Origin of the sequence: Bacillus sp. 5mfcol3.1 (assembly GCF_900114335.1) — a bacterium.
GTDB classification, from domain to species: Bacteria; Bacillota; Bacilli; order Bacillales; family Bacillaceae_G; genus Bacillus_A; species Bacillus_A thuringiensis_S.
This window is the reverse complement of the sequence record NZ_FOST01000001.1, coordinates 544,831-557,370: the sequence shown is the minus strand read 5'-3', so window position 1 is coordinate 557,370 and position 12,540 is coordinate 544,831. Positions and strand designations below refer to the sequence as shown.

Genomic DNA, 12,540 nt, shown 5'->3' with positions numbered 1-12,540 from the left:
AAGTATACAAAAAAGAAAGTGAATCACTCCACTTCCTTCTCTTTCTTATCACGAAAAACGATTGCACTGCGATTATACTCTACATCTTTTACTTGTAATCGAGCGTTTATTACTCTAGCTACTGCAAATAAATAGTCAGATAATCTATTTACATACTTTAGAACAACTTCATTTATTTTTCCTTCTTTTTGTAAGGACACGATACATCGTTCTGCTCGCCTTACAACTGTACGTGCAATATGAATAGCAGCTGCCGACTCGCTTCCACCTGGTAAAATAAAGCGCTCTAGCGGCGGTGCTTCTTCTATATACGAATCAATCCTACTTTCTAAGTTTTCGACCATTTCAATTTTTACTTTATAAGGTATCTTCTCACCTACTATCGCCAAGTCTCCCCCGCAATCAAATAGTTCATGTTGAATCGTTTCAAGTTCATTGTAAATATCTCCGAAAGGCCCGCCTTGTAGTTTAGTCATTGCATATCCGATATGAGAATTCGCCTCGTCTATTGTTCCATACGCTTCCACACGGATATCATCTTTATCAACCCTACCACCTATTACACTTGTCGTTCCTTTATCTCCTGTTTTTGTATATAATTTCATTTCTTCACAGCACCTCTCTTGTTATTCTTTATTCGAGCAACATAGAAAAAAGTTCTACCATTCTTTATTTAATTGAGTTTACAAAAAAATAAAAAACAGCAGAACTTTATTCATTATCAACTTTAAAAACGTATATCTAAATTATACGATTCGGTAAATAGACAGAGAATGTAGTTCCTTCTCCAACAACACTTGATACAGAAATTTTACCATCATGGCCTTGAACAATATTTTTCGCAATCGCAAGCCCGAGTCCTGTTCCACCTTTTTTTCCACGTGTTCTTGCTTTATCAGCTTTATAGAAACGATCAAATAAAAATGGAATATCTTCTTCTGGAATACCAACGCCCGAATCTTGTACTTCAAAAATGAGACCATTATTTTTCGTATCAATTACAAGTGTTACATGTCCGCCTGCGTTCGTATGACGTATTGCGTTATCAATTAAATTCGTCAATACTTGTTCCATACGATCTGCATCAAACGGGTATTGTTCAATTGGATTTTTGAAATCAACTGTTAGTTCAACTTCTTTATCCTTTGCAATCCCTTGGAATTTACGACCAATTTTTTCAACAAACGGATGTATGTCCACTTCACCTATATGTAACTCTACATTACCACTTTCCATGCGTGCTAAATCTAATAATTCATTTACAAGTTTACCTAAACGAACGGATTCATCATAAATGATTTGAACAAACTCATTAATTTCTTCTTTCGTTTGCACAATATCATCTAAAATTGCTTCACTATACCCTTGCAGCATGACCATCGGTGTACGAAGTTCATGCGATACATTCGCAATAAAGTCTTGACGCATCTTTTCAAGACGACGTTCTTCCGTCATATCTCGCAGTACTGCTACAGCCCCGCGAATTTTCGTTTGATTGTAGAGCGGCGTCATAAGAACTACATAGTTCCCTTTTTGTAAATTAATTTCAACAACTTGTTGTTGTTCGCTTTCTACAACGAGATGGAATAGTTCAACAAGTTCAGAAGGCAGTTTTTTACTGAGCTCTATCTCTTTTTCTTCTTGCCAAACTTGTAAGAAATGTTCAGCCGGCGGATTGATTACTACAACTTCACCTTCTTGATTTAATGTAATAACCCCATCTGCCATACTACTCAAAATACTTGCTAACTGTTCTTTCTCTTGCTGCAGGGCATTCATATTAAACTTCAACTGTTTCCCCATTTGATTTAAGGCCGTTGCAAGCTCACCAATCTCGTCCTGAGATACCATAGGGGCTTTCGCATCAAACTTCCCACGCGACACTTCAAAAGCAACCTCACGCATTTTACGAAGTGGTGCTGTAATTCGAGTAGATAAGAAGAATGCAAAGAAAGTTGTTAATATAATCGCAATCCCTGCTGATAAGAATATAAAATCAGTCGTTCTTTCCATACCTTGTATCGGCACTTGTAAAGATTCGTATACAAACACTGCACTTTGATTTTTTGATTGCACTGGTTTTCCGACAATCATAATATCATTTTCAGTATTTTTATTTTTTCTACTATTAGAGGCTTTTCTAATGTTATTCTTAATTTCTTTTTTGTCTGTAAACACAGCCGCTAATTCTTTATCTTCTTTTAAGTCATCCATTGTAAGAGTGACTAAGCCTTCTTGTTTCGGTGAAGAAGAGATTTCTTTACCATCTTCTACAATAATAATCCTTGAAAGTGGATCAGAGAATTTGTAAGCGATATTCTCAATCGTTTTTACATCGGCACCTTCTTCAATTAACTCTGAAACACTTGTTGCGACTTTTTGAAGCCTAGCTTCACTCATATCAACATAATACGTTCTAAAAAACTGTGAAAGTAAAATCGCAACAAATCCAAGAACAAACGAAACGAGAAGTAATATGGTCATCCATAACTTCCCTACTACACTTCTCCAAAGCATCAGTCGTTCACAACCTCAAATTTGTAACCTACACCCCAAACAGTAACAATCATTTTCGCTGCATCTGGTGATTTTTTGCTTAACTTCTCACGTAAACGCTTTACATGTGTATCAACTGTACGTAAATCTCCGAAGAATTCATATTGCCATACTTCTTTTAACAGTTGCTCACGATCGAATACTTTATCAGGAGCTTTCGCTAAAAATAATAGTAACTCATATTCTTTCGGCGTTAAGTTTACTTCATTACCATCTGCAGTAACACGGTGTGCATCGTTGTCAATTGTTAAGTGCGGGAATACAGTAACATCTTTTGTCGTTGTATCTTGTGTAAAGAATGTTGTTGGTACAGCACGACGTAATACCGCTTTCACACGTAGCACGACCTCACGTGGACTAAATGGCTTTACAATATAATCATCTGTTCCAACTTCAAATCCTTGTACTCTATTTACTTCTTCACCTTTTGCTGTCAGCATAATAATTGGTGTCGCTTTCTTCTCACGAACCCCTTTACATACTTCAATGCCATCTTTACCAGGCATCATAAGATCTAATAAGATTAAATCGTAATCATTTTGTAACGCCATTTCTAAAGCTGTATCACCATTATCTGCTTCTTCAATTGTGTATTGTTCTCTTTCTAAGTACATTTTCAATAAACGACGAATACGATCCTCATCATCTACAATTAAAATTCTTGATTCATTTTCCATCTCTACCCGCTGCGTACTCTCACTTCAGCGGTTCACACCTACCCTTCTTTACTATTATGTTGCGCTATTCTCGTTTATTTAAGCAATCTTCTAAATGTTTCACTTCCCATATTATGCTTCACAAGAATAATAAATTTTGTTCAATTTTTTTCCAAAACTATGTATTTTTTTTGAACAGTATATAATGTCCTCGACATCATTTTACAAAATCAACCGCTACTTTGTCATGTTTTTCTCAAAAAAGAAGAAAAGTTGACAAAAATAAAATAGGAAAGTGACATGCACTCTCCTATTTTATTTCTCTATGCATATGAATGTAAACCGGCAATAATTAAGTTTACTACAATAAAGTTAAACATAATAATTGCAAAACCAATTACTGCAAGCCAAGCTGATTTCTCTCCATGCCACCCTTTAGATAATCGTAAATGTAGTACTGCAGCATAAAAGAGCCACGTTATAAGTGCCCAAACCTCTTTCGGATCCCAGCCCCAAAAACGCGTCCACGCTATTTGAGCCCAAATCATTGCAAAAATTAACGCTCCTAATGTGAAAACTGGGAATCCAATTGCAATAGATCGATATCCGATTTCATCTAGTAAATCACTATTCGTATTCTTTACTAACGGCTGAAGTGCTGCCGATACTCGCTTCCGTAAAACAAGTCTTAATACAATATAAAGTAATGTTCCAACTAACACTGACCAAATAACAGTATTTAATTTCTTCGCATTTACAATCGCTGGAACTTCAACTGCCGGTTCTAATTTATTTTCTGTCAGTAACTTCCCTTCATGCGGTCCAACTAAAGCCGGAAGATTGTACTTCATTTCCAGTTGCTGTTCATTTTTATCAACCCATTGAAACTTCGCTTCATATTTCATACTAGAAAATACCGTTGTTACTCCAATAAATCCAACTGTACAAACAAGTGTAAATACTACCGTCTCTAGCCAAAATGTCCGTTTACTTCTCGTTGATTGATCTACATTTTTTAATAAATACATAACGCCCGTAATAAAACTAATCGCTAAAATTGCTTGTCCTGCTGCTGCAGTCGTCACGTGAATATGTAACCAATTACTTTTTAAAGATGGAATAAGCGGAGATATTTCCCTCGGAAACATACTTGCATAGGCAATTAATAAAAGCGCAACTGGTAATGCAAATAGTCCAATTATACTTACACGGTACATAAAATACATTACAATAAATGCTCCTACAAGCATCATGCCGAAAAATGTACCGAATTCAAAAAAGTTACTAACTGGTGCATGCCCTGATGCGATCCACCTTGTAACAAAATATACTGTTTGTGCTATAAACCCTAAAATTGTAATTGTTATTCCTACATTTGCCCATTTATGACCCTTTTCTTTAATGGCTCCACCAAAAAATAGAGTCGCAATTAAATATAAAATAAATGCGGTAAAGAGAAAGTTACTACTTATTTGCACCATATCGTTTCCCCACCTTAACTAATTTTTTTATCGATTACTTTATCATTTGGCTGTGGAATTGCTGTACCTTCTATTACTCTTTCAATATCTTTCTTTAAACCGAACCAATTTTTATTCGTATGCCCTGCAATCCACCATTCATCATTAACACGTTGTATCCAAATACGGCGATGATTCCAATACATACCTTGAATGACACCAACCATAAATATAAACCCTCCAATACCGAGAATCCAAAGCGTTAAATCTTTTCTTACAGTAAGTGCTGTTGCATTTTGCATTTCAACACCTGCAAACGACATTTTATATTTGTTGTTTCCATCAGGTTCTATATTTTGCTGAATACCAACAAAACTCACTTCACCATCTGGTGTTTCAGGTGTAAACATTTTAAATACAAATGCAGGATTGTTCGGTAATTTCGTTTTTGTATTTGGTTTTCCATTCTCATCGAAATAAAAATCAGGAAAATAGCTTAATAGTTCTAGAGAATAACCATTTCCTAAATCATATTTTTCCTTAGGATTCGTTAAATCTACTTTAATCGGTCCCCATTTTTGATTATTTTCTTTATTTTGCAAGTTGAAGGACATACTTTTAAATTCACTTTCTTTATAATCCACTTGATACACTGCAAATTGATCAAATTTCAGTGGTTCATTTACTCGAATTTCCGCTTCTTTTACTTTTTCCAACTTTGGTTTTTGCCCTGCTATATTTTCGCCCACAGCTTTATATAATACAGCATTCGTTTGGAAGTTTTTCGCAATCATTTTATCGCCTACACGATCAATCGCTTCCTCAAAAACTTCCTTGTCCTTACTTTTATCATAAACTTCTTTTATAAATTTCTCGTTTTTTAAGTAGTATTGTCCATCCGTCCCTGGTATTTCTTTCGTTTCACCATCACGTAACCAAAGTGCTTCGTCTACGTACATACTCGGTAAAAAACGAAGCATCGCACCGAATAAAAAGATAATAAGACCGATATGATTTACATATGGACCCCAACGCGAGAAGCGTCCCTTTTCTGCTAAAACGTTTCCGTCTTCCACTTTCACGTTATAGTTTCTTTTCTTTAAATTCTTTTGCACTCTTTCCAGGTCACCATCTTTCGGTGTACCAGTCCCATATAATCTCTGTCTCTTTAAAAAGCTAGGATGTCTTTTTACGCCTTGCTTTTTTAAAGCTTTATAAAGTGGAATAACGCGGTCTAAACTACATATCACAAGTGAAATACCGATAGAAGCAATCAAAATCATATACCACCATGAACCGTATAAATTATTAAATCCTAATTGATAGTATAATTGCCCTAAAAATCCGTATTCTTGTTTATAATATTCAGCTGGTGCAATCCCTGGAGTTATGTACATTTCTTGCGGAAAAATAGTTCCTATCGCTGATGCAGCTAAAGTTATTACGATTAGCCATACACCCACTTTTACAGAAGAGAAAAAGCTCCAAATTTTATCGACTATCGTTTTTGTTTGCGTGAGAGATCTCCGTGCACTCCCCTCATAGCGCATATCCAATAGTTTTGCATTTTCATTGCTTTCAAATGGTTTCCCGCAAGCTTCACAAAAAACGGTTCCTATCGGATTAACATGTCCACATTCACATTTAATTTCTTTCAACACTCTCACCGCCCCTGTCTCTATATGTACTATTGTATATTCTAACCTCGAGTTACCGCAATACTCAGAATTTTTAAACCAGAGGCACTATAGACACGCACCTCTTATGTAAAGGCTTTCTTTATTACGGAGTAATTTTCTTTAAATACCCTTCTAACTGTTCTTTCGTTTGTTCACCTATAATTTGCTCCACTACTTTTCCATCTTTATCAATCAAAAAGCTTGTCGGTAATGGACCTACTCCATATGTTCCTATAATCTTTTGTCCTTTATCAATAGCAACTGGGAATTTCAAACCATATTGGTTCACAAAGTTCTTTACTGCAATATCCGTTTCATCCGCATCTAACGCTATGATTTCAACGCCTTTTTCTTTATACTTTGGATATAATTCATTCATATAAGGCATTTCTTTTTCACAAGGTTTACACCACGTACCCCAAAAGTTTAAAAATACACCTTTTCCCTTTAAATCTTTTAGTTCAATTTTCTTCCCTTCTAAATCCGTCACAACAAAGTTAGGTGCTTCTTTTCCGATTTGCATTTTCTCTTTATTAGCAAAGAATCCTTGATAAAGGGTAAATCCTACAGCACCACATAAAATGAGTAGAATAATAACGCGAAATAATAAGCGATTTTTCTTCATATTACCTCTCCTCTCCTCGGTAAATGTTATGTATTATCTTCTGTAAATGTTGTATTGAATAAATCACCAGCAGAGCACTCCACTGGTGAATTTTTAACTCTATAGCTTATCTTGGCTTTGTAGAAGCAAGCGCGCGTAATTGTTTCACCTCATGTGGTGTCAATTCTCTCGCATCACCAGGTCGCAGGCTTCCTACTTCTAAGAAAGCATAACGTTCACGTTTTAATTTCACTACTTTACAGTCTAACGCTTCAAACATACGACGTACTTGACGGTTACGTCCTTCATGAATTGTTAATTGTACAATAGCCATTTCTTTACGCTTGTCCCAAGAAATAATTTTCACATGTGCTGGTGCTGTTTTACCGTCTTCTAGTGCAACACCGCGTTCTAACATGCGAATTTTCTCACCTGTTAATGGGCCTTTTATTTTTGCAACATACGTTTTTTCAACTTTATATTTAGGATGCATTAATATATTTGCGAAGTCCCCGTCGTTTGTCATTAATAATACTCCTGACGTATCATAATCTAGACGTCCGATTGGGAATAAACGTTGTGTAATTTCAGGGAAAAAGTCTGTTACAACACTTCTACCTTTATCATCTGATACACTTGAAATTACACCAGTTGGTTTATATAGTAAAAAATAAACAGGTTCTTCTTTTTCAAGAGGGATGTTATTTACTTCTACTTTATCTTGAGGAGTTACTTTTGTTCCTAACTCTTTCACTATTTTTCCGTTAACTTTCACTTTTCCTTGCTGAATTAATTCCTCAGCCTTTCTTCTCGATGCAATACCTGCTTGCGCAATCACTTTTTGTAATCGTTCCATTTCTTTTTTTCACCTCGAATTTATCTTACCTTACATTAGAAAGACTTGGCAACCGCATACGCTTTACGGTTATTCGCTCCATCTCACTTAAACAACATAGCGATGATATTAAACATATAAAGGTCAAATCATGTTTTTATCCTTTATTATTGTCCATATTTTTCATATTTCTCACAATAAAAGTTCATCATTTTGTCAAAAATACCACATAAAAAAACCACTATTAAGCTACACCTTAATAGTGGTCGTATACGTATTATACGCGAAATAGCATAAAAAATGAATAGCTTTACTGAAACAATAGGGAAACAAAGACAATCGAGCAAATAATTCCGATTAAATCTGCAAAAAGACCTACTTTTAATGCATCTCCCATTTTTCTAATACCAACAGCTCCGAAGTATACTGTTAAAATATAAAAAGTCGTATCTGTACTCCCTTGCATCGTAGAAGCTAATCTCCCAATGAATGAGTCTGGCCCATATGTGGCAATTAAATCAGTCGTAATACTTAGACCAGCAGAACCTGAAATAGGGCGTATTAGTGCTAATGGAACGATTTCTGCTGGAACATGAATTAAATCTAGCATTGGCTTCATTACTGATATCATTGCATCTAGCGCACCTGAAGATCGGAATATAGAAATAGAAACAAGCATTCCAACCATAAACGGTAAAATGGAAATTGCAATTTGAATCCCTTCTTTTCCTCCCTCAACGAACGATTCATACGTCGGCACTTTCTTTATCGTGCCATATAAAAGGATAAAACCAATTACACAAGGGATTACCCATAAGGAAATTGTATTTACAATACTCATTTTTTCCGCCCCTTTCTACTCCTTCTTCGGTAAAAATAGCGGTCAATCCAAATCGCTCCAATCATAGAAAGTACTTGTGCAATAAATGTTACCCCAACAATTTCAGTAGGATTGGCTGATTCATACGTCATTCGAATTGAAATGACTGTCGTAGGAATTAATGTAATAGCTGATGTATTTAATGCTAGAAACGTCACCATAGAACGGCTCGCCGAATCCTTTCCTCCATTTAACTCTTTTAGTTGTTCCATCGCTTTAATACCAAGAGGGGTTGCTGCATTACCTAGACCAAAAAAGTTTGCCATCATATTTGATAGAATAAATCCCATGGACGGATGGTCCTTTGGTATTTCTGGAAACAACCTTTTTACTATCGGCATAAAAAGCGAAACTAATTTTTTTAACAATCCGGCTTCCTCTGCAATTTTCATTAAACCAAGCCAAAATACTAAAACACTAATAAGTCCTATACAAATCGTTACTGCATCTTTTGCTCCGTCAAATACAGCCTTATTCACTTCTTCCATCGTTCCATTTATCATGGCGTATACAATCCCAATGACAGCCATCGCTACCCATACGAGATTAACCATCGTTCCCAACACCTATCATGTAAGAAAAAATTTCTTTCACATTATTCCAGTAAAGTCCCGTTGTAGCTACTAACTTCCGTTTACTATAAAATAAATTCCGTTCTCCAACTTTCTCATTGCCAACATAAACATCTGTCTTTCCAACCTTTACTCCATCCTCAAGCGTTATACTTTTATCCAGTTCAACTTTTAATAACACGTTCTTTCTTTCCTCTTCAGTTAACGGCACGGAAAAACTATTTTTCGTATAAACATGGTTGGCATACTTCTTTTCATTTATTTCAGCAATTGCTCCTTGTCCTAAAACTTTCGTTTGCTTGAAACGTTCGAATCCTTTGTCAAATAGATTCATATGATCATCCCAATCACTAGAAGCACTCAAAGTTACGACAATTAAATCTAGTTCATCTTTTGATGCCGTTGTAACAAGCGTTCTTCCTGCTTTCTTCGTAAAGCCTGTTTTTCCTCCTGTTGCAAATTCATAATAAGACGTTACCAACTTATGTTTATTTTTCCACGGGTAATCCCAAGAATCGGATTTATACGTTTTTGTTCCAAAGATTTTTTTAAATGACTCGTTTCCCATTGCATACTTCGTTAATAACGCCATATCGTAAGCCGACGAATAATGTGATCCATCTCCATCTAAACCATGAGGGTTTGAGAAGTGAGTATCTTTCATTCCAATTTCTTTCGCCTTTTCATTCATTAAATATACGAATCCATCTATACTCCCACCCACACTTTCAGCAATTACTTGCGCTGCGTCATTACCAGATCTAAGCATGAGTCCGTATACTAAATCTTCTAACTTCACTTTTTGTCCAGGCTTTAAATAGATTGCTGATCCTTCCACCCTCACCGCTTCATTGCTAACTGACACCATTTCTTTCATCTTCCCTGATTCAGCAGCTAACAAGGCAGTCATAATTTTTGTTATACTAGCAATTTTTTGAGGTTCATGTTCTGCTTTTCCGTATAATACACGACCAGACTGTTGCTCCATTAATACAGCATTTCGAGCACTGACATTGCTGTTCATCTTTGCATATGTAGGAATTGGCATAACGCTTGCGTACATAATAAGAAGCGTAATGATTACACAAATTCGTCTCATATTTCCCCCCACGTCCTTTTGGCACTTTTTGTACAAGTGTATGCTTGGCCTTTTAAAATATGAACGAAATCTTCCTTCTGCTTTCATTAAAAAAGACGCAGAGAATTTGCGTCTAATATGGTGTCCATTCAATTTGTTTCGCAGTTTCAAACCTTTTTTCTACATCAGGCCAATTTACAACATTCCACCAGTTTTTAATATATTCATCTTTTCGATTTTGGTATTGTAAATAATACGCATGTTCCCAGACATCTAGTACAAGGAGTGGTATCGTATCCCATTGTGTAAATAATTGATGAAGTGTACTTTGCAAAATTTCTAACCTTCCAGACCGGGGCACCCAAACGAGAATTGCCCAGCCTGAACCTTCTACTTTAGAGGCCGCTTCTGTAAAATGTTTTTGGAAACGTAAAAAGCTCCCAAAATCTTGTTCGATTTGTTGTGAAAAAGCACCTCTTGGACTTCCACCACCGTCTTTTTTCATGTTATTCCAAAATATCGTGTGTAAGTAATGACCTGACCCATGAAAAGCCGCTTCTCTCTCCCAATGCTTAATTAAATCAAATTGATTTGTTTTTCTCGCTTCTTCCATCATCTTCTCTGCTTTATTTAACCCTTCCACGTAACTCCGATGATGTTTATCATGGTGTAACATCATAATTTCTTTAGAAATATACGGTTCTAACGCATTATACGGATAAGGTAATGGCGGGAGTGTATGTCCTCCAATTGGAACAGCTCGTTCGCTATCCCCTCTTTCATATAATTCATATTCCTCTTCTTCTTGCATAAATACTTCCTGCAAGTGATGCTGAATGTGTTCTACATCATCACTTATTTCATACATAAACTCTGCATCTGTTTCATACTCATGCTCTTTCATACGCTCTAACAACGTCTGAATTTTATAAGCAAGCATATGGACATCATACACTTCCATTGCGCGGCTATCTAATACGTGAAGAACACTTTCACACCAATTTTCTACTTCATGAAAGTAATCTGTAAATACACCTTGCTGATTCATGTTGCACCTCCCTAATGCTATCCACTTAACTATATTCAATGAAAATCCCTTATATAACTGTACAAAAGGAAAAGAAGCTAAGTCACCTTAGCTTCTTTTCCCCAATCAATATTTGTGTAACATCTTTGTCTGATAATCCGTCTCATAATATTCTAGTTCTTCACGCATCAATTGAAATTTACCTTCTAAACTCTTCATCACTTGCCCCAATGATGCAGGTGGTGTTTGTTGAAAAACGATAGAATTTTTTCCGGTATATGCAGACCGACTATTTTCATACCAATAATCACTCTTCGGTGAAAAAAACTCTGCAATTACTTGATGGTAAATCTTATATAAAATTTTTTCAGCTGCTGTTTTTCGAAATGGCTGACTATTCAACAAAACAAAACATGCATCATGTCCTTCTTCGCAAAAAACGAGAAGTCGTCTCATTGATGCTAATAACCCTTTATAATATTGCTCGTTCCCTGCCGGTGTCTCCTCTAATAAAGAAGGCAACGTATGATAATTTACATAATTGGTTATTAAATGAATAGCATCTTCTAAAAATATAGAAACTTGTTCTGTTTGATTTTCAACCATCAAATTAGACATTTTTCTCTCTCCTTTGCCATTTCACACTATTTCTACTCTTTTATTTTTATGTAATTCAGCCAATATTTCTTGTACTTTCAACACCGTTCCTTCATCAAAATATTGTTGAAATTCTTCCATATTATTTAAATACAAACGTTTTTGCGCACGAAGCTCCCTATCTTTCACTAAACAACATATCGCTACAATATCGCGTAAATATATGTTTTGTTCTTCTACTTTATACACTGGATTTCCTTCAAAAGGAGTAATTTCTTGTAAAACTTCTTCAAAATATCGAACGTATAAAACCGAAAAAGTTTTCTCTTTATCATTTAATATATATGTCACTTCAGATCTGTTAAAAAAATCCTCTGATGTATTAGGTTTCGCTTTTTCTAACTCATATCCTACATAACCTTTTATAATCATATACTCCCCTCTCCTCCTTTTTTTATCTTATTCTAACTTAATTTTCTGATAAACAAAATATTCTTTTAAATATACCTATATAAAAAATAGCTCCCCTATACAGGAATTTACCTTTTTATTTTTCTTGAAGTTTGTCATAATAATATTATTGTCTCAGTTTTCTT

The 12,540-nt window shown here is 35.4% G+C and carries 13 protein-coding genes; all 13 read right to left on the bottom strand.

Going from position 1 to position 12,540, the window contains the following annotated elements:
• Positions 1–23 precede the first annotated feature (23 nt).
• The 13 genes from BM089_RS02980 to BM089_RS02920 all read right to left on the bottom strand — a co-directional run bounded on the left by BM089_RS02980 (position 24) and on the right by BM089_RS02920 (position 12,376).
• Positions 24–605: a cob(I)yrinic acid a,c-diamide adenosyltransferase gene (locus BM089_RS02980; RefSeq protein WP_000781271.1), complete on the bottom strand. Its 582-nt coding sequence runs from the start codon at positions 603–605 to the stop codon at positions 24–26.
• Positions 606–741: 136 nt separating this feature from the next.
• Positions 742–2,517 carry a sensor histidine kinase ResE gene (resE, locus tag BM089_RS02975; protein WP_000964683.1) on the bottom strand — a complete coding sequence of 592 codons (1,776 nt, stop codon included), beginning with the start codon at positions 2,515–2,517 and terminating at the stop codon, positions 742–744.
• Positions 2,517–3,233: a DNA-binding response regulator ResD gene (gene resD / locus BM089_RS02970; RefSeq protein WP_000426861.1), complete on the bottom strand. Its 717-nt coding sequence runs from the start codon at positions 3,231–3,233 to the stop codon at positions 2,517–2,519. The genes resE and resD overlap by 1 nt, the downstream gene beginning before the upstream one ends.
• Positions 3,234–3,535: 302 nt before the next feature.
• Positions 3,536–4,693 (bottom strand): cytochrome c biogenesis protein ResC, encoded by a 1,158-nt coding sequence (gene resC, locus BM089_RS02965; RefSeq protein ID WP_000250087.1) that lies wholly within the window; start codon positions 4,691–4,693, stop codon positions 3,536–3,538.
• Positions 4,694–4,707: 14 nt separating this feature from the next.
• On the bottom strand, positions 4,708–6,333 hold the full coding sequence (gene resB / locus BM089_RS02960; protein WP_000910517.1) for a cytochrome c biogenesis protein ResB: 1,626 nt from the start codon (positions 6,331–6,333) through the stop codon (positions 4,708–4,710).
• A gap of 121 nt (positions 6,334–6,454) precedes the next feature.
• Complete coding sequence (resA, locus tag BM089_RS02955) at positions 6,455–6,976, bottom strand: thiol-disulfide oxidoreductase ResA (protein ID WP_000742194.1); 522 nt, start codon at positions 6,974–6,976, stop codon at positions 6,455–6,457.
• Positions 6,977–7,082: 106 nt separating this feature from the next.
• Entirely contained in the window at positions 7,083–7,811 is a 729-nt protein-coding gene (rluB, locus tag BM089_RS02950; RefSeq protein WP_000440553.1) for a 23S rRNA pseudouridine(2605) synthase RluB, read from the bottom strand.
• 289 nt (positions 7,812–8,100) lie between these two features.
• Positions 8,101–8,631, bottom strand: a complete 531-nt coding sequence (spmB, locus tag BM089_RS02945) for a spore maturation protein SpmB (RefSeq protein ID WP_000029514.1) — start codon at positions 8,629–8,631, stop codon at positions 8,101–8,103.
• Positions 8,628–9,224: a spore maturation protein SpmA gene (gene spmA / locus BM089_RS02940; protein ID WP_000247810.1), complete on the bottom strand. Its 597-nt coding sequence runs from the start codon at positions 9,222–9,224 to the stop codon at positions 8,628–8,630. The genes spmB and spmA overlap by 4 nt, the downstream gene beginning before the upstream one ends.
• Complete coding sequence (locus tag BM089_RS02935; RefSeq protein ID WP_090975941.1) at positions 9,217–10,341, bottom strand: D-alanyl-D-alanine carboxypeptidase family protein; 1,125 nt, start codon at positions 10,339–10,341, stop codon at positions 9,217–9,219. The genes spmA and BM089_RS02935 overlap by 8 nt, the downstream gene beginning before the upstream one ends.
• 112 nt (positions 10,342–10,453) lie before the next feature.
• Positions 10,454–11,368, bottom strand: coding sequence for a superoxide dismutase (locus tag BM089_RS02930; protein ID WP_001075742.1), 915 nt, complete (start codon positions 11,366–11,368; stop codon positions 10,454–10,456).
• 105 nt (positions 11,369–11,473) lie between these two features.
• Positions 11,474–11,965 carry a YpuI family protein gene (locus BM089_RS02925; protein ID WP_000067551.1) on the bottom strand — a complete coding sequence of 164 codons (492 nt, stop codon included), beginning with the start codon at positions 11,963–11,965 and terminating at the stop codon, positions 11,474–11,476.
• 21 nt (positions 11,966–11,986) lie between these two features.
• Positions 11,987–12,376 carry a hypothetical protein gene (locus tag BM089_RS02920; RefSeq protein WP_000584360.1) on the bottom strand — a complete coding sequence of 130 codons (390 nt, stop codon included), beginning with the start codon at positions 12,374–12,376 and terminating at the stop codon, positions 11,987–11,989.
• Between the last annotated feature and the right edge of the window lie 164 nt (positions 12,377–12,540).